Raw genomic sequence first — 18,693 nt, forward strand, 5'->3', positions numbered from 1 at the left:
GCGTTTATGCAGGATTCACGCGTTATCGTTGACGTTTTTCGCGAGCAAGCTCGCTCCTACATTATTAGCGCAGGCGCTGGACCTTCAGTGCGCCGTCACCCGCTGGCGCATCGCCGAGTTGCTGGGCGACAACGCCAGCGCCAACTGGGTACGGTTGTGCATATGGGTCAGGCGCAATACCTGGGACACATACAGCTTGACCGTGTTCTCGGTGATTCCCAGTTCACAGGCAATCTGGTAGTTGGTCTGGCCCTTTCCCACCAGGCGTGCCACATCCAGCTGGCGCGGTGACAATTGGTTGAAGATTGCCGGGATTTCCAATGGCCCGGAGTCATCGGCCAGCGGCTCGCCGTCAGTATCCTTGGGTGGGTTGCGACGCACCTTGTCCAGGTCCATATACAAGTCGTTGATGGATTCGGACAGGTACTGCAACTTCTGGTTAAGCGTGCCCAGTTGCAGGTCTTTTTGCCGTTCCTCCAAGGCCGCTTCCTGGCGCTTCAGGCCTTCGAGCACCTCATCGAGATTGATCGGCTTCTGGTAGTAATCGGCGATCCCCGCGCGCAGGGCCTTGATCACATCCTGTTTGTCGGCACGCCCTGTAAGCATGATCGCTTCGAACGCACGATGTTTGCCGGCAACCTGCTGCAGGGCCTGCACCAGCTCGATGCCGTCCATGTCCGGCATATGCAGGTCACACAGCACCAGGCCTATCAAGGGGTCATCGCCGAAGCGCTGGATCGCCTGTTGGCTGGACTCACACGGGACACAACGGTACCCGCTGCTTTCGAGAAATTCACAGAGCTCCTCCACGATCAAAGGTTGATCGTCGACCACGAGCACTTTTACCGCAGATGTGAGCTTGTTCACGCGCTACTCCATGCCTGGCAAGCCAAAGAGGACCCATCCTTTTTGACGAAAAATCCTATACAACTACTCATTAAACGTAGACGTACTTTCTGACTATGTACATAGCATTATTCAACGCGCGCGCTTAATGGATCCAAAGCCAACACCCGACGAAACCTGTCAAAACGAAAGGCGCAAAAGGCTGTTTTTTTGACACTTTTTCTGCCCGCTCAAACTGGCTCGAGCTAAGCCCTTGATGCACAAATGTCCAGGCCAGCATGGCGACCGCGGCGCCGATCAGCGACCCCAACAGAATGTCGATATTGGACGCCAGGCCCAGGGCGGCGAGCAGCTTCACATCCCCCGCGCCGAAGCGGCCCAACGCATACCCGGGCAGGGTCAGTATCAGCGCCAGAACCAAGGCCAGGCCGCCTTCGCTGCGGGGCGCACCGACCCAAGTCGACCCTGCCCACAGCAGGTAGATCAACGCCAGCAAACCAGCACCCAAGGTCAGCGTATTGGCAATCTGGCGCTGGCGAATATCCTGCACCGCACACAGGCCCAACCACAGCAGAATCACTGCATTCTGGATCACGTAAAAAACATCCCTTTTTGTCGAATAATTCTATGCTGATATCAGGTACTCGCCTCAGGGTAGACGCAGTGATGAAATCAGGCTTCCCGAGAAAGCAAAAAGGTGCGGCGGCCATCGAGTTTGCCTTGGTCTTCGTGATCTTCTTTGCAGTGTTCTACGGCATGCTCAGCTACAGCTTGCCACTGCTGTTGATGCAGTCCTTTCATCAGGCGGCAGCGGAGGGTGTGCGCCGCAGTGTGTCCCTGGACCCAAGTACCGCAGGCTATTCGGCACTGGTGGTACAGCGCGCCAAGGATGCGGCGCAGGCCCAATTGAATTGGATCCCCGGCTCGTTGAAGTTCTTGCCCGGCTACATCACTGCCACCTACACCAATAATTTGCTGACGGTAAAAATCACCTACCCCTCGGCCAATATCAAAGCGGTGCTGCCGGCCTTGGTACTGCCCGGGGTTGGCAGCGTACCGAACTTGCCCGCCAACCTCACCGCCACCTCGAGCCTGCAGTTTTGACGGCAGGGGATAAACTGTTCGCGCGCCTGCGCGGGCGCCACAGCGCACCAGCGATGCCCGCGCTGGGCCTGCACCTGCAGCTGGACAACCTGGGCCATGTGCTGAGCATCGCCGGCACCTTGCATCCCTTGCTCACCCAGCACTTCACCCACACAAACACCCCGCCGTTGCACGCCTTGCTGTGTGCCAGCAGCGCATTGAGTGTCGAGGGCACACCGCAGCAATGGCAACGCCACGGCCTGGACCTGGACTTTCAGGGTGCCGGCGGCCAGGTCCTGCATACCCGCGGCTGGATGGAGCCCGAGGGCGACGGCTGGGCCCTGCACTTGCTGGATATTACTGACCTGCTGGCCGACCGGGCATTGGAACAGCAGCGCGAACAGAACCATCAAATCACCGGCCTGATGAACGAACAATTGCGCGTGTGCAGCCTCAACCGCCTACCCCAGGTGTTCAACGAGCACCTGCGCACCGTCGCTCAGCGCTGGCGCATGCCGTGCGTGGCCATGGTGCTGCTCGACGAGGAGGACCAAGGCTGGCGCATCTACAGTCAATATGCCGCCCATGATGCGCCAGCCCTGTGGCAAACCGGGCAACACTTGGGCACCAGCCTGGACAGCATCAACGGCAACACGCCGCTGAGCCTGGACATTGCCCAGGGCCGCAGCGACAACCCGCGCCTACGCAGCGTGTTTGGCAATGCCGATGGCTTCCTGGTGCCTTACCGCGACAGCCAGGGTGTCGCGGCGTGGTTGCTGTGTGGGTTCTATAGTGGACAGGCGCAACACACCCGCGAGCGCGATTGGCTCAACTTATGTGCGGCCCTCGCCGCCCCGCTGCTCAGTCGCCTGCGTGAACAACGTCATCACCAGCAACTGGAACGGCTGGAAGCCCTGCAAGGCCTGCTCGGCACCGGTTGGTGGGAATTGTTGCCCGCCACCCAGGAAATCCAGCTGGCGCCACAATTGCTGCGCAACCTGAGCCTGGAGCAAGGCCCCACCCGCCAAGCCCTTGGCACCTGGCTTGAACTGATCCACCCGGCCGACCGCCAGGCCCTCAACAGTCGCCTGCAAGACCTGCAAGCCTTGGGCAAACCCTTGCTGACCAGCGTGCGCCTGCAGCGTACGGAGGCCGAGCAGGCGCCCCTCTGGTACCGCATACAGGGACAAGTGCTGGGAGTTGGCAATGAGCGACGCTGGATCGGTTTCATGCTCGACATCAGCGACATCAAGAACCAGCAACTGCAAGCCGCCGCTGCCCATGCGCGCCTGGACAACCTGATCGCCAGCTCACCGGCGGTGATCTATGTGCAGCGCTACGTCAACGGCGCGCTGCATCCGGCGTTTTTCAGCGACAGCCTGCTACCACTACTGGGCTGGACCCTGGCCGACTGCAACCTCGACACCCTGGCGGCGCTGATCCACCCCGACGACCGCGAACTCTACTTTGAACGCACTCGCCAATTGCTACGCGAAGGCAACGTGCGCAGCCGCTACCGACTGCGTGACAAACAGGGCCACTACCACTGGCTGCTCGACGAAGCCAAACTGTTGCGCGACGACCTCGGGCTGCCGGTGGAGGCCGTAGGCTTGTGGCTGGACGTGACCGAGGCGACCCTGGCCGCTGAACAGGTGCGTCAGAGTGAGGAGCGCTATCGCATCCTGGTGGAGGACTCGCCGGCAATGATCTGCCGCTACCGCCCCGACCTGATCCTGACCTTCGGTAATACGCCGCTGGCCAACTACCTGGAATGCCTGCCCGCCCAACTACCCGGCATCGACCTGGGCCAATGGCTGTCGGATGAACAGCGCGCCGCCTTTGTGCAGCGCATTGCGCGGCTGACCCCGGAATTCCCGGTGAGCACGGCTGAAATCAGCCTGCAACTGCCTGGGCGTAAGCATGCCTGGTGGGTGTGGTCGGACCGTGGCGTGTTTGATCAACACGGCACCTTGTTGGAAGTGCAGGCCGTGGGCCGCGACAACACCGAAGTGCGTCGCTCCCAGCAACAACTGACCCAAAGCGCAAAAATGGCCACCCTCGGCGAAATGGCCACTGGCCTTGCCCATGAAATCAACCAACCGCTGAACGTGATGCACATGGCCGTCGTCAACGTGCTCAAGCGCCTGGGCAATGGCGATGTACAAGTGGACTACCTTACGGAAAAACTCCAGCGCATCGACGCACAGGTGCAACGCGCGGCACGGGTGGTCGACCACATGCGCGTCTTCGGCCGCCGCTCGGAAATCGAACAGCAACCCTTCGACCCGGCGCAGGCGCTGGAGGGCACCTTGGCCCTGCTCAGCGAAGGCTTGCGCGGCAAGGGCGTGGAAGTACGCATCACCCCGGCGGACTTCTCGGTGCAGGTCAAAGGCCACGTTGATCAATTGGAGCAGGTACTGATCAACCTGATGGTCAACGCCCGCGACGCGCTGCTCAGCCAGCGGGAAAAGGACCCTGGGCTGCGCCCCTGGATTGCGCTGCACAGCGAGCATGACAGCCGCCACGTACGCATCTGGGTCGAAGACAACGCCGGCGGAATTGACCCGCGTTTACTGGAACGGATTTTCGAGCCGTTCTTCACCACCAAGCCAATCGGTGTGGGCACCGGGCTGGGGCTCTCGGTGAGCTATGGGATCGTGGAAAACATGGGCGGACGCCTGAGCGTCAGCAATGGCGAAGCAGGCGCGAAATTCTGCGTGGAGTTGCCCATCGTACCGGTTCAAATCACCAGATAAGCCCGACCCATGTGGCAGGTGAGGTTGGCACCGACTTCGGCGTTGCCGAGGTTGATGCCCAGTGCACTTAACAAGCCATCCACAATCGGGTCGAGTACTGGCGACAAAACGTTTTTGATCGCGGTTACCAGCGTATTGGTAATGGTCGCGAGTAAACCCGACACAGCCGGTAGGACGCCGCCAGGGGCACTACCCGTTGGGGCAACATAATTTACCTGGATCGCCCCCAATGTATTGACCAGCCCTTTGACCACCTCTGTCGAGGGAGGAACAGACTTATAGGTAGGCGCCAGAGTCATGTCGTTGACCGGAGAAAACAGCAGACTTTGACTCGTCCCTCCCACGGTCGCATGGACGACGGATAGGGATAAGCTACCGCCTACGCCTGCCTTACGCGGACCACAGCCAAATATTCCCTTGCAGGTTTGTACGCCAATATCCACGAGGGCTACTGGATTCACTTCAGATTTTACTGCGGAGGAAAAGGCCTGCGCCGCATCCACTTTTCCTACAGAAACATCTGCAAGCGCAGTCTCAACCTGAACAGTCAGCGATTTCGTCGCATTGCTCGCACAATTGAAATCCGTGACATGGCTTCTCGCGCTCGCCACCTCGATATTGATATCCAGGCCGCTCAACAACTGAAGATCGGTGTGATCACAAGGCTTCAATATCAGGCACAACACTGGATCCAGCAGGCTCACCAAATTCAAATGCAACAAGTTATTTACGACACCTGTCACCGGAGTGGTGATGGCGGAAACCGCAGACGTCAGTCCATTAATGCCATTCAACACGGGCAGTTGAATGGACACCAACGTACGCACTTGTGCGGTGCGCACAAAGATCTGATCGGTCGGCGGGTTCTTCAACAAGCCCTTCTTCGCCAACGCCGGATTGCCAATGGCCGACAACTGCGGTGGCTCGATGACTTTGGTCTGGATCGACACATTGCCCACCAGCGGAATAGCCAGCTGCGCCGCCGCACCCACGGCGTTCTTGCTACTAGATAGCTGCGCCACGGCTTCGAGCAATTGAAACAGCTGCACATTGGAATTCAGCGCCGCCGTCGGGGTGCCGGTGGCAATATCAATCAGGTCGCCCACCGTCAACAGCTTGGTGTTCGGCGCAATGGCTTCAATCGAAATCACGTCATTGATAACCGCGGTGACCGCCGCGCCATTTTTCTGCAAGACCTTGACCGCGGCGTCGATCAACTGGGTGGCGGAGACTGCCGTGCTGAGTAGCGCATCGTAATCGCCGGCCTTCACGTTCAGGTCGATCGCCAACTGGTCGAGGTAACCGAGCAGGTTGACGTTGGTCTGCAGCAAGCCGTTCCAACTCGCCGCCGTGAGCGACAGGCTGCCACCGAGCAGGTTACCCATGACCAGATTAAGCAGAGGGGATTTACTTGAGTCGACGCTGGCCAGGCTGCTGCGGATCGTCAGTTGCGCTACCGGCGGCGGTGTAGCCGCTACGGCAGTGGCGCTCAGGTTGATCTGCGGGGTGATCGGCGCGCCACTGAACAGGTTCCACAAGCCGTTGGCGATGCTGGTCATCACGGTGTGGGAGGCCACTACGCGAATCGCGTCGCTCTTGGTAGCATCGGCGGTAAACACGCGGGTGTTGGCGGCATTGGTTGCCAGGGTGCCGCAGGTCACAGCCAGGGTGCGGCCATTGCCGACCACGAAACCGTTACGCGAGGCGTTTTGCGTGGCATAAGCGTTGGCCGTGGTGTTGGTGCCGCACTGACCACCGAGGCCAGCCGCTTCCAGCGCCGACGTATCGGCGACCGACTGCAGCTTGCGTTTTTCCAGGTACAAACGCCCGCTGTCGACCGCCAGCAGCGTAAACACCAGGGCCAAGGCCAAGGTGCCTGCCGTCATCAAGCCAATCGCCCCACGCTGCCTGGAACCGAATCGGGGAGACATCAAAGCACTCCTGCGCTAACTCTCCGGTGTTGTGCTGGAGTGTAGACAAGGCTCTGGCAGGTTGCTGGCAACTCGCCATATTGGCGACTGACGGAGACCCCGTGAATGTTGGAACATGTTGGAGGGGGCGCCGGTCAGTGCGGTGGGTAGTTGGAGAGGATCTTGGTCACAGTGCTGCGGATAGCCTTGCTGCGGTCCTCTGGATTAGGCGTGCTGGCCATCATTTGCTCGTCACTGCCGCGCCATACCAACTTGCCGTCCTTGCCGTCGAGCAGATCGATCTGGATGGTTGCCACTTTGTAGGTGATGTTGCGCGTTTCGTTGTACATCGGCGCGCCCCAGTAGCCATTCCAGGGGCCGCCCCAAGCGCCGCCATAATTGGTGGTGACCTGTTGCTGGCGGTCTTCGACGATCAGGTAGGCCTGCACATTCAGGTCGGCCTTGGTGCCAGCCGCTGCGGGGCGCAGGCCGCGCTGGTCAAGCTGTTCGCCCACGGCTTGGCGGATGCGTTGCTCGGTAAGGTCGCTCTTGATTCGCGGATCATCCGGGCGGTACTGCAACGCCGGGTCTTTCCAGGCCCAATTGCGGTAGGCGCCGAAGTCTCGGCGGGCGTCGAAATCGTGATTGACCTGGTTGCTCTGGCAACCGCCCAGCAACACAACGACAGCAAGTGCAGCGATACGACGAAACATGGCACTTCTCCAAAAACAACGTGAGCCTGAAATGAGAATAGCTGCTAACTGGGCGGATAGGCAGCCATTGCTTTCTGCATCGCCTTGCGCAAGCTGTCGGCGCGCTCGCTCAGGCTGCCCTGGCTGGTAGTTTCCGCGCTGGTGCTCCACACCGGCTGGCGGGTGCGGGCGTCGAACAGGCTGATACGCGCCACTGCCACCGTCACTTCATAGGTGCGCACTACGGGCACGCTGTTGTACATGCCATAGCCGTTGCCGTAGCGGTTATAACCGCCGTAACCGTAGCCATAGTCATCCTGCACCTGGCGCAGGCGTTTCTCCAGGCGTACGTCGGCGCTCACCAACAGGTCGGGGGCACGCTTGTCATGCAAGGGCCGCAGGCCACGCTGGTCGAGGGCGCCGCTGACCGCCTCGGCAATCTGCGCCGAATCGGCCCAGGCCGTGCCCGCAGGCAACTGGCCGTTGAGCCAGCCCCAACTGCGGTAGGCGCCATAATCGCGCACTGGCGCCGGGTAAGCGCTGGCATCAAAAGTGGTGGCCGCCTGGGCCGGGGCCGGCGGCATCGGTGCCGACGAGGCGACGTAGGGGTTGGGGCTGGAACACGCGCCCAGGCCGAGGGATAACAGGATCAAACAGAGACGACGCATTTCGACCTCCGCAGGCTGGTCCGCTTAAACCGGACGGCAGACCCAGTGCAAATAACGCCCAAGTCCGGCAAAGCTTGGGTGACGACGGTGAGCGAGCTCCATCTCCAACAAGTCCTGCAAATCGGCGCGGGCCTGGAATTCTACCGGCATATAGTCGTGAAACACCCGCACGCCACTTTGGCTTTCGACCTGCCACATCCCTTCAAGTTGCGCCGCCAACTCCCGTGGGTCGAGGGGCTGTTGCGGCGTAAGGCTCTGCTTTTCACCGGCCATGTCGTTCTTGCGCATTTTGCGGAAGTGGCCTTTGAGCAGGTTGCGGTAGATCAACGCATCACGGTTGTAGAACGCCAGGGACAACCAGCCGCCGGGCAGCGTCAATTGGTGCAGCACCGGCAAAATGGCATGGGGTTCGGCCAGCCATTCCAGCACTGCATGACACAGCACCAGATCGTAAGGCTCGGTGAGTAGGCCGAGCAAGTCTTGCCACGGCGCATGGATAAACGTCGCGGTCTGGCCGGCGTCGGCAAAGCGCTGGCGCGCGCCTTCAAGCATCGGCGCGGCGGGCTCGGCCAAGGTTACCTGATGGCCGCGCTCGGCCAGCCACAGCGACATATGCCCCAGGCCCGCGCCGATATCCAGCACGCGCAACGGGCGCTGCGGCAAGGCCTCGGCCAGGTCGGCCTGGAGCACCGCCAGGCGAATCGCGCCCTTGGCCCCGCCGTAGATTTTTTCGGCGAAACGCGTGGCCAACTGGTCGAAATGACGATCACTCATGGGCAAACCGCCGCTCGCTGTCGGCCAGCTTGGCACGCACGACTTCGTTCATGTCCAGACCCAGCTCACTGCACAACAACAGCAGGTACAACACGATATCGCCGACTTCCTGGCCGGCATGGGCAAGTTTATCGGCGGGCAGCTGGCGGGACTGGTCTTCGGTAAGCCACTGGAAGATTTCCACCAGTTCGGCCATTTCCACACTGGCGGCCATGGCCAGGTTTTTCGGGCTGTGGAATTGTTTCCAGTCGTTGGTATCGCGGATGCGGTGCAGGCGTTCGGTGAGGTGTTCAAGGTTCATGCGGGGGCTCCTGAATGGGTATAGCTTCAGGGGGATGGGGATTGAAGGCAAGTGAATAGCGGTGGTGTGCTCAAGGCCACCATCGGGAGCAAGCCCCCTCCCACACTTTGATTTGTGAATACATTTCAAAATGTGGGAGGGGGCTTGCCCCCGATGAGGCCCTAATCAACAACGCTGAACTCAAGCCTGGCGGTTTGCCCAGCCTCATCCAGAACGCTTAGCTGATAGCGGCCCAACCGCTCGAAACTGGCACTGATACTGTCCTGATTGGCGCTATCACCCAACGGCGCGCCATTAAGGAACCACCAGCGCCGACCGCTGCCACCCAGGGCGGAGATTTTCAGACGCAGGGTTTGTTGGCTGGCAGCCGGCAAGCGCAGTTGGTCGCCTTCGCGTACGCCGACGATGGACAACGGCGACGACGCAGCCAGCGCCGGTGGCGGGCAGTCCGGGTCCGGTGCCGGGATGCGCGCCTCGCGGCGCTCGATCCTTGGCAACCAGGGCTCCAGCGGCGCCGGCCACAGGGCAATATGCTTGGCCTGTGCGCCTGGGCAATGGGCGTCGACCCTCAAACCCTTGGCGTTGACCCAGATGCTTTCCATCAAGCCCACACTCAAGGGTTGGTCCAGTGCCTGCAAGGTCGGCGGCGTGGTGTTGTCCAGGGTCCAGGCAAAGCGCTGACGCCGGCAATTGGGGTCGCTGCGGGCCATGGGCTGGCCCAGGGGCCAACAGATCGCTGCCACGCCGATATTCGCCGGCACCGGTTTGACCGGCGCACTGATGCCGCGCTGGCTGTCACGGTTGGTCAGTACGTCATGGACTTGCAACATCAACGGCGCTGCCGAGGCCAGGCCGAACTGGCCCGGCACTGGCGTGCCATCCGGCCGACCGATCCACACGCCGATCAAATACCGCGGCCCTACGCCAATCGCCCAGGCATCGCGAAAACCATAGCTGGTGCCGGTTTTCCACGCCAGCACCGGGCGTTGCACCAGCTCGGCACGCGGGTCTCGATCAGGCCGTGCCTGGCCGCTGAGGATGCGCCGCACAATCCAGGCCGCCCCGGGTGACAGCAGGGGCCGTTCCCTGAGCGTGTCGTCTGGTTGCAGTCGCAGGGTGGCGCTCTTGCCGTCGCGGGCCAAGGCGCTGTAGCCGCTCACCAGGTCTTCCAGGCGACTGCCTGCGCCACCGAGGATCAGCGCCAGGTTCGGCTCGGCCAGCGCCGGCAATGCCAGCGGCATGCCGCCGATGCGCATCTGCGCGGCAAAGCGCTTGGGCCCGTAGGCTTCCAGCAATTGCACCGCCGGCAGGTTCAACGAGCTGGACAGGGCCGTGCTCGCCGGCACGGCCCCGGTAAAGCCCATGGAAAAGTTGCCCGGCCGGTAATCGCCATAACGCCGGGGCACGTCCTGCAACAGCGACTCGGAGTGAATCAGGCCATCGTCCAGGGCCATGCCATACAGGAAGGGTTTCAACGTGGAGCCGGGCGAACGCAGCGCGCTGATCATGTCCACATGGCCAAAGCGCCTGGTGTCGTTGATATCCACCGAGCCCAGGTAGGCGCGCACCGCCATGCTTTCTTCCTCGACCACGAGGATCGCTGCCGAGGTGTGTTCCGGCAGCCGTGCGCGCCAGCCCAGCAGCAGGTCTTCGAGACGCCGTTGCAAGGTGGCATCCAGGGTGGTGCGGATCAGCGGCGGGCTGTCCGGACGGTTAAGGCGGCGCGCAAGTAATGGCGCCAGGCTCGGTTCCAGGCGCGGTGCGAGCAGCAGCGGTTCTTCCAGGGCTTCATCGACCGCCGATTGCGGCCATACCTTGAACTCGGCGAGGCGGCGCAGCACCTTGTCGCGGGCCTCCTGGGCGCGCTGCGGATGCCGATCCGGGCGTAAGCGACTCGGCGCCTGGGGCAATACTGCGAGCAACGCGGCTTCGGCGTGGGTCAGTTGGGACGGCGACTTGCCCAGGTACGCCCAACTCGCCGCCGCCACGCCCTGCAACGTACCGCCGAAGGGCGCACGGTTCAGGTACAGGTTGAGGATTTCGTCCTTGGACAGGTGCCATTCCAATTGCGCAGTGCGCCACAGCTGGCGCAGCTTGCCATGCAGGGTGCGCGAGTGCGGGTCAAGCAAGCGCGCGACTTGCATCGACAAGGTGCTGCCGCCGGAGACCACCCGTGCACCTGTGAGGTTTTGCCACGTCGCCCGCACCAACGCCAACGGGTTGACCCCGGGGTGCTGGTAGAACCAGCGGTCTTCGTAAGTGAGCAATGCATCGAGATAATACGGCGACACTTCGCTGGTATGCACCGGATAGCGCCACACCCCATTGGCGTCGGCAAACCGCCACAGTGGTGTGCCATCTTCGGCCAGCACCACCCGGGCCAGATCGTCCTGGGGCAAGGGCAATGGCCAGATCCGATCAGCCAGCCACAGCAAGGCAATCACCAACAGCAGGCTCGCCAGGGTCCAGCGGGCAACAAAACGCAAATTCAAGCGGGCAAACCTCTATGCTTGTAGGGAACTAGCCTGTGGCAATAACGACCAAAGGCACAGTCACGCCCACCTTCTTATTCAGGACACGCACATGCAGGTAGAAAGCTTTTTCGAATGGCTGGGCCAGGCGCTCGGCTCCGTCATCCGGTTCATCGTCGACGGACTCAGTGGGTTGTTCGGGGCCTTGACCCACGCCGGCGGCAACTTTATCGATGGCCTGTCGCGCACCTTGGGCATGGACACCTCGATCATCAGCATCATCACCCTGATCGTCGGCCTGCTGTTGCTGTACTCGGCGGTACGCGCCTTTATGCGCGCCTCGATCATCATGGGCATCATCTGGCTGCTGCTGGGCCTGTGGTTGCTCAGTTGGGTTGTGCACTGATTGACTGACAGCCCCAACCCCTTGTAGGAGGGGGCTTGCTCCCGATAGCTGAGTGTCAGCCAATGACATTTTGACTGACCCACCGCCATCGGGAGCAAGCCCCCTCCCACAGTAGTCCCCATTTCAACTTGAGCAATCAGCGGCCCTTGATCACCATATCCACCGGCGTCTCGCCCACCGCCTGCCAGTTCGGCCGATACATCGACTCCACCTGCGGCGGCGGCACGCGATAGGTTCCCGGCGTCACCGCCCGCGCCAAGTACAGCAAGTGCGTGGTGCCATAACCGTCCAGACTCATCGCCGCCACATAACGATCATCCCTGAACTCCTGATGCTTGAGCGATGCGTTCTGCATCGACTCGCGCCACTGCTTCACTTGGCTACTGGCGTTTTCCAGGCTGGCCGCGCTTTGGGCCAGGTTCTGGTTTTCCAGTTCCAGGCCGGCGGGGAGCAGGTCTACCACCAGGGCATCCGGCACGCGCTGCTTGGCGCTGACGGCCAGGTGCACCAGCACCAGGTCGCCGCTGGCGAGGCTACGCAGGTTGAGCGGCTGGCCGTCCATGCCCAGGTATTCGCGGCGGATGCTCAGGTTTTCGCCACCGGCAGCCGGCGGCACTTGTGGATAACCCGAGATCGCCAATTGCTGATACACCGGCGCTTCACCCTGATTACTCAAGGCCAGGTCGCCGGACAGCAGCTTGCCCTCCAACGCCAGGGTCGATTGCTGGTTATTCAACTCATGCGCCCCGCCGCTGCCGGTGAGCAACACCTGCCAGTTGGCTTCCGGTTTGGCAAACCCAAGGCGCCCGGCGAGGAACAGGGAGTTACGCTCCTGAGTCGATAGGTACGGGCTGGCGGCCAACTGGTCCGACAGGGCGAACAAACGCTCTTCACGTTGGCCCTTGGCCAAGTCATTCTCTTCCAGCAATGCCAGGATCATCGCCTGGTCACGCAATGGGCTGCCATAGTCGGCCAGCCATTCTTTGCTACTGCGCTGTGCCGCCAACCCGGCCAACAACGCCTGATCCGCACGCGGTTGATCGCCCATTTTCTGCAGGGCGATGGCCAACTGCACCAGCGGCAACCCGGAGCGCGCATCGCTGCGCCGCTCGAACAGGCTGCGCAACGCTCCCAACGGCGCCTGCTGACTGCGCGCCAGCACCATGCCGGCGTAAGCCTGCACGGCAAACCGCGTGTGCTCGGCGTTGTCGCTGTAGTCGACTTCGATCAGATTGCGCTCCTGCACATACCGCAACAGGCGCTCGCTGGCCTTCTTCAAGGCTTCAGGCGGTACGGCAAAGCCCTGGTCGCGGGCGCGCAGCAGGAAGTCGGTGACATACGCGGTCAGCCAATATTCTTCCTCGCCGTCGGCGCCCCACAAACCGAAGCTGCCGTTGTAGCGTTGCATGCCCAACAGGCGCTCGATGCCCAACTCGATCTTGCGCTTACGCTCGGCATCCGGCTCGCCCTTGATGCTCAGGCGCTTGAGCAGTGCGTCATCGGCATACAACGATGGGTACAGGCCGCTGGCGGTTTGTTCCAGGCAACCATAAGGGTAGGCCTTGAGTGCGCTGATCTGTGCGCCCAGGTTCAATGGTGGCCGGCTCGACAGGCTCAACAGCGCTTCACGTCCGGAGGCATCGAACTGGTCCAGCGTACCGGCGGGCAGGCTCCATGGCTGATCCTTGAGCACTGCGCGGTAGTGCTTGAGCAACGCCGGATACGCCGGGCGTACACCCAAGGTCCATTCGCGACTGAACGGCGGCAGGTTTTCCCCCGGCAGGTCCAGGCCGTTCACGCTGACCTTGATCTTGCCCTGGCCCAGACCGCCCCAGGCTTTCACCGGGATGCGCAGGGTGGTGCGCTGGCCTTGCTTGAGTGCAACCGCTTGCGCGCCGCCGTTGACCAGCTCCAACTGCCCTTCGGTGGTCAATTGCACATCGAGCTTCTGCGCCTTGCCCGACAGGTTGGAGAGATCCAGGGCCAGGGTGGTCTGGTCGCCTCCCGCGAGGAAGCGCGGCGCCGACAATTCGGCGATCAGCGGTGCGGCGATCACCGTCTTGCCTTCGGCCATGCCGTAGCGATCATCGCTCCAGGCCTGGGCCATCAGGCGCAGTTCACCGTTGAAGTCGGGGATGTTGACGCTGACTTCGCCCTCGCCTTTTTCGTTCAGTGTCACCGGCGCGCTTTGCTGGGCGACGATGGTCACGCTGGTGTCCGGGCGCTTGCCGCCCTTGGCCAATGCCGCGTCACCACCAAATGCCAGGCTGGCCAGGCGCCCCTGGCCGGCTTCGATCAGTTGGCCATAGATGTCGAACTGGTCGACACCATAGGCTTTGCGGCCGAACAGGCTGGAGTAAGGATCGGGCGTGGGGTATTCGGTGATATTGAGAATGCCCACGTCCACCGCCGCCAGCAGCACATGCACCTGTTTCGGTACGCTGCCATCGGCATTCCTGGCGGCGATCTTCACCGTCAGCGGTTGTTTGGGGCGCATTTTTTCCGGCGCAGTGAGGGTCAGGCCGAGCTTGCGCTGGGTGCGGTCCAGCGGCAGGTGCAACAGGCCCACGGCGCGCTTGGGGGTGATATTGGCTTTGCGCTCGCCGGGACGGATCACCAGGGCGCTCACATACAGATCATGGCGCGACCATTTCGGGTCGAGCTTGACCGCAAAGCTCTTGCCTTCGGCCGGCACGTCGATTTCCTGCCACCACAGCGGGCCTTCGGCAGATTCCACCAGCAGGTAGCCCTTACCGGCGGCCGGCGGGGTGACAGTGACGTTGGCGGTATCGCCGTCGCCATAAGCGGGTTTATCCAGTGCCAGCTTGACCTGGTCGGGGCGCACGGCGCCGCCCTCGGTGTTGTCCTGGGCCTGGTAGCCGGCCCAGAAACGCACGCTGCTGACCAGGCCGGTCTGCGGGTCTTCAACCTCTACACGGTAAGGACCCCACTCCACCTGGAAGCTGACTTTGGCGGTATCACCGGCCTTGATGTCCAGGGTCTGCTCGTCGAGGTTGAGGAATTTCTCGTTGTAGTGGTAGCTCCAGCCATCGTTGTCGGAGTAGTTCCAGTAGTAGTCACGGCGCTCGCGCACCAGGCGCACCTTGAGGCCTTGCGCGGCGAGTTTCTGCCCGTCCTGGTTGGCCACCAGCACTTCGAATTCCACCGGGCCATCGCCATTGGTTTCCTTGCCATCAAACAGCCCGCGCAGGCCCGGCAATTGCTCGGCCGGCCAGATTGGCTGCACCAGGCGCCGAGTGATCGGCCGCCCGCCCGACTCTTGCAGGCTGGCTTGCACAATCAATTGCAGCGGCGACTTGGCTTCGGCCCATTTGCTTTCCAGGGTCAGCGCCTCCTCGCCGTTGGCGTCGAGTACGCTTTCGTCCAACTCGAAATCCTGGCTCAGTTCCTCTTCGGTGACGGAGCCGAACTGATAGCCAGGCAAGGCCTTTACCGCTTCACGCAGCGGGCGCACATAGACCTGGCCGCTGACCCGATTGCCGGATGCCGGCGCGCCATACAGATAGCGACCGTTGACCTGGATAACCGCGTTATCAGCCGGGCTCAGCGCCGTGTCACTGCCCTTGAGTTCCAGTGCCAGGCGTTCGGGCAGGAAGTCTTCGACGAGGAATTCATACAGCTGCGGCTTGCCATCGCCCAGGTCGAACACCAGCTGCCAGCGCCCGGTCGGTGCTTCAGCGGCCAGTTGCAGCGGGTATTGATAGAGGCCGGAGGCATCGGCCTCCCATACGAATTTGCGGCTCACCTGTTCATCCGGACGGCGGACTTCGACACTCACCGGCTGCGGCTTGACCGCGTTGCCATCCTTGTCGCGCAACAACGCATTGAGCAGCACGGTTTCGCCGGGGCGATACAGGTCACGCGGGCCGAACACAAAGAACTGCAACGGGTGGGACGGTTGCCCACCGATATCGAACTCGGCAAGGTCCAGCGCGGCGCTATCCAGGCGCAACAGGCTGGTCTGTTCACCAAGTTTTGCCAGCAGCACCTGGGCTTTTTTCGGCAGCGCCAGCTCGGCGTGGCCACCGTCTTGCGTCTTGCCCTGACCGAGTATGCGGCCTTCGGCATCGAGGATTTCCAGCTCGACGCCGTTCAGCGCCTTGCCGCCTTCCAACGCCTGGGTAAACACATCCAGGCGATTGGCATAGCGGTGCACCGACAGGCCAATATCACTCAAGGTAAACAGCGTGGCCGGTTGCGAATAGTTGTAGGTGCCCGAAGCACGCATCACCGCCAGGTACACGCCCGGCTGCTGCAACTGCTTGAGGCCGGCAATCGGCAGCAATAAGGTTTCGCGGGTATTGCGCGCCGGGTTCAAGTCGAAGCGCCCGCCGTAGACCAGGTCGGCCATCGGCAGCAGTTCCCGGGACTCATAGCTTTGCAGGCTGGTATTGCGCCCCCATTGCGCCAGGAACGACGGCAGGGATTCAGGCTTGATACGGAAGAATTCGACGTCGATCTTGTCGACATTCAGCGCGATCACCGGCAGGCCCTCGGCCAGGCGCGTCGGCAGCAGCGTACCCCGGCTGGCGAAGCCGACGGTGGCTTGCAGGTCGCGGGTTTCCAGGCGGGCGGTGTATTCGGCGGCCAGCTGGTTGTCGTTAACCGCCTTCAACCCGGCGTCCACCGTCAGCACCAGCTTGCGCTGCGGCTCCAGGTGACGCAGGCGCAGTTCCATGAGGTTATCCGAGAGCTCCCAGGCGCCATCGACCTTGCCGGACTTGCTGTCCACCAAGTGCAATTTATCGGCGAATTTCTGCTCCGGGTCCAGGGGAATGGAAAAGCTCACCGATAAAGTACTGGCCCCATCCAATTGCACTTCGGACACGTCCACCACACTCAGCTCACGCCCGGCATAGCGCTGCTTCAACGCCGCTACGTCCACCGCCGCCTTGGCAGGTGCAGGCGCTACGCTTGGCGCGGGGGGAGCCGTCGGTGCAGCGGGTTTATCGGAAGAATCACAGGCGCTCAGCAGGGCCAGCGCGCAAGCGAGAAACAGTCCTTTGTTAAGCATGGGGCACTCATAGTCAGAGGGAACCGAGGGGTGAACTATATATCAGCGCAGGCCAAGCCGCTGTGGCGCTGATCACATTGACCGACGGAGGGAGGGTTGGTTCTGAGGGCCTTCCAGACTAAACCAAATCCCACAGCCACTGCAGATCCAATGTGGGAGGGGGCTTGCTCCCGATAGCAGTCTATTCAGTCAGAATATCAGTGACTGACACACCGCTATCGGGGGCAAGCCCCCTCCCACATGGATCTGCGGCGCGACTGGTGGACGGGTACAATGCCCGCTCCACCAAGGAGCCTTCATGACCGCCCTGCTCGCCGACTGGCGCCACCGCCCCACCCATCGCCGCGTATGGGCTCTGGCCGCGCCGATGATCCTGTCGAATATCTCCGTGCCGCTGGTGGCCCTGGTCGACAGCATGGTCATCGGCCACCTGCCCCACGCCCACCAACTCGGCGCCGTGGCCGTCGGCGCCAGCCTATATACCTTCCTGGCCTGGGCCATGGGTTTCCTGCGCATGGGTTCCACCGGGTTCGCCGCCCAGGCCGCCGGGCGCAACGATGGGGCGGCGCTGCGGCAGATCCTGTTGCAAGGCTTGCTGCTGGCGCTGGGGTTGGCGACGTTGCTGGGTACGGTCGGTATTCCCCTGAGCCATCTGGCTTTGGAATGGATGCAGCCCTCCCCTGAACTGAACCAACTGACCCGCGAATTCTTCCACACCCGCCTGTTCGGCCTGCCGGCAGCCCTCGCCAGCTACGCACTGGTCGGCTGGTTCCTCGGCACGCAAAACGCTCGGGCGCCACTGGCCATTTTGCTGACCACCAATCTGGTCAACATTGTTCTGAATCTATGGTTCGTACTTGGCCTGGACTGGGGCGTGGTCGGCTCCGCGCGCGCCTCGGTGATCGCTGAGTGGACCGGCGCCCTGCTCGGCCTGGCTCTCACGCAAAAAGCCCTGCGCGCCTATCCCGGTCATATCGCCTGGGCGGCGCTGAAACTGTGGCAGAGCTGGCGGCCGTTGCTGGCGGTCAACCGCGACATTTTTATCCGCAGCCTGGCCCTGCAGTCGGTGTTCTTCATGATTACGGTGCAAGGCGCACGGCTGGGGGATGCCACGGTCGCCGCCAATGCCTTGCTGCTCAATGGCCTGTTGTTGACGGCCCATGCGCTGGATGGCCTGGCTCACGCTGTCGAAGCCCTGTGCGGCCACGCCATCGGCGCCCATGACCGACAGGCATTGCGCCGCTCGCTGGTGGTTGCCTGCGGCTGGTCACTGATCGCCAGCGTCGGCTTCGCCCTGCTATTCACCTTCGGCGGCCATCTGTTTATCGCCATGCAAACAGACATTCCCAGCGTGCGCGAAACGGCCGACATCTACCTGCCTTACCTCGCGGTACTGCCGTTGATTGCGGTGTGGAGTTACTTGCTCGATGGCCTGTTTATCGGCGCAACGCGGGCGCGGGAAATGCGCAATGGGATGTTGCTGACGGTGGTGTTGGTGCTGCCGGTTGCCTGGGCGTTGCAGGGGCTGGGTAACCACGGGCTGTGGGTAACCTTCCTGTTGTTCATGGCGGTGCGCAGCCTGACACTCTGGGCGATAGCCTGGCGCTTGAATCGGCAAGGGCTGTGGCTGGGAGCAAACTGAAGGAATGCAGATCCAAATGTGGGAGGGGGCTTGCTCCCGATAGCTGAGTGTCAGTCAACAGATTCATTGACTGATCCACCGCTATCGGGAGCAAGCCCCCTCCCACATA

General features: G+C 62.0%; 13 protein-coding genes. 4 read left to right on the forward strand and 9 right to left on the reverse strand.

Annotated elements, in window-relative coordinates:
- Window positions 1-84 precede the first annotated feature (84 nt).
- Window positions 85-867 carry a response regulator transcription factor gene (locus NMB39_RS25590; RefSeq protein WP_198720031.1) on the reverse strand — a complete coding sequence of 261 codons (783 nt, stop codon included), beginning with the start codon at window positions 865-867 and terminating at the stop codon, window positions 85-87.
- A gap of 124 nt (window positions 868-991) precedes the next feature.
- The gene (locus tag NMB39_RS25595) at window positions 992-1,441 is read right to left on the reverse strand and encodes a prepilin peptidase (protein WP_057023350.1); all 450 of its coding nucleotides are present in this window, start codon (window positions 1,439-1,441) and stop codon (window positions 992-994) included.
- A gap of 71 nt (window positions 1,442-1,512) precedes the next feature.
- On the opposite strand from NMB39_RS25595, the gene NMB39_RS25600 reads away from it, so the two are divergent.
- Window positions 1,513-1,950 carry a TadE/TadG family type IV pilus assembly protein gene (locus NMB39_RS25600; protein ID WP_046070734.1) on the forward strand — a complete coding sequence of 146 codons (438 nt, stop codon included), beginning with the start codon at window positions 1,513-1,515 and terminating at the stop codon, window positions 1,948-1,950.
- Window positions 1,947-4,685, forward strand: coding sequence for a PAS domain-containing sensor histidine kinase (locus tag NMB39_RS25605; protein ID WP_494339904.1), 2,739 nt, complete (start codon window positions 1,947-1,949; stop codon window positions 4,683-4,685). The genes NMB39_RS25600 and NMB39_RS25605 overlap by 4 nt, the downstream gene beginning before the upstream one ends.
- Here the strand turns inward: NMB39_RS25605 and NMB39_RS25610 are convergent.
- From NMB39_RS25610 to pbpC, 6 genes are all read right to left on the reverse strand, one after another.
- Window positions 4,670-6,616 carry a pilus assembly protein TadG-related protein gene (locus NMB39_RS25610; RefSeq protein ID WP_494339903.1) on the reverse strand — a complete coding sequence of 649 codons (1,947 nt, stop codon included), beginning with the start codon at window positions 6,614-6,616 and terminating at the stop codon, window positions 4,670-4,672. The two genes, NMB39_RS25605 and NMB39_RS25610, sit on opposite strands and share 16 nt — an antisense overlap.
- Window positions 6,617-6,750: 134 nt before the next feature.
- The gene (locus tag NMB39_RS25615) at window positions 6,751-7,308 is read right to left on the reverse strand and encodes a DUF4136 domain-containing protein (protein ID WP_494339902.1); all 558 of its coding nucleotides are present in this window, start codon (window positions 7,306-7,308) and stop codon (window positions 6,751-6,753) included.
- Between the two features lie 44 nt (window positions 7,309-7,352).
- On the reverse strand, window positions 7,353-7,955 hold the full coding sequence (locus NMB39_RS25620) for a DUF4136 domain-containing protein (RefSeq protein ID WP_046070730.1): 603 nt from the start codon (window positions 7,953-7,955) through the stop codon (window positions 7,353-7,355).
- Window positions 7,956-7,979: 24 nt separating this feature from the next.
- The gene (locus NMB39_RS25625; RefSeq protein WP_056847058.1) at window positions 7,980-8,729 is read right to left on the reverse strand and encodes a methyltransferase domain-containing protein; all 750 of its coding nucleotides are present in this window, start codon (window positions 8,727-8,729) and stop codon (window positions 7,980-7,982) included.
- Window positions 8,722-9,030 carry a MazG-like family protein gene (locus NMB39_RS25630; RefSeq protein WP_003188211.1) on the reverse strand — a complete coding sequence of 103 codons (309 nt, stop codon included), beginning with the start codon at window positions 9,028-9,030 and terminating at the stop codon, window positions 8,722-8,724. Before NMB39_RS25630 ends, NMB39_RS25625 begins: the two co-directional genes overlap by 8 nt.
- Before the next feature lie 161 nt (window positions 9,031-9,191).
- Complete coding sequence (gene pbpC, locus NMB39_RS25635) at window positions 9,192-11,522, reverse strand: peptidoglycan glycosyltransferase PbpC (protein WP_494339901.1); 2,331 nt, start codon at window positions 11,520-11,522, stop codon at window positions 9,192-9,194.
- 91 nt (window positions 11,523-11,613) lie between these two features.
- Between pbpC and NMB39_RS25640 the strand changes: the two genes are divergently transcribed.
- A complete protein-coding gene (locus tag NMB39_RS25640) occupies window positions 11,614-11,907 on the forward strand; it encodes a hypothetical protein (RefSeq protein ID WP_043049487.1) in 294 nt (97 codons plus the stop codon).
- 136 nt (window positions 11,908-12,043) lie between these two features.
- On the opposite strand, the gene NMB39_RS25645 is transcribed toward NMB39_RS25640, so the two are convergent.
- The gene (locus NMB39_RS25645) at window positions 12,044-16,942 is read right to left on the reverse strand and encodes an alpha-2-macroglobulin family protein (protein ID WP_494339900.1); all 4,899 of its coding nucleotides are present in this window, start codon (window positions 16,940-16,942) and stop codon (window positions 12,044-12,046) included.
- A 298-nt stretch (window positions 16,943-17,240) separates the two neighbouring features.
- On the opposite strand from NMB39_RS25645, the gene NMB39_RS25650 reads away from it, so the two are divergent.
- Window positions 17,241-18,584, forward strand: a complete 1,344-nt coding sequence (locus NMB39_RS25650; RefSeq protein ID WP_198720026.1) for an MATE family efflux transporter — start codon at window positions 17,241-17,243, stop codon at window positions 18,582-18,584.
- The last annotated feature ends 109 nt before the right edge of the window (window positions 18,585-18,693 follow it).

It is taken from the genome of Pseudomonas sp. FBCC-B545 (genome assembly GCF_059134095.1).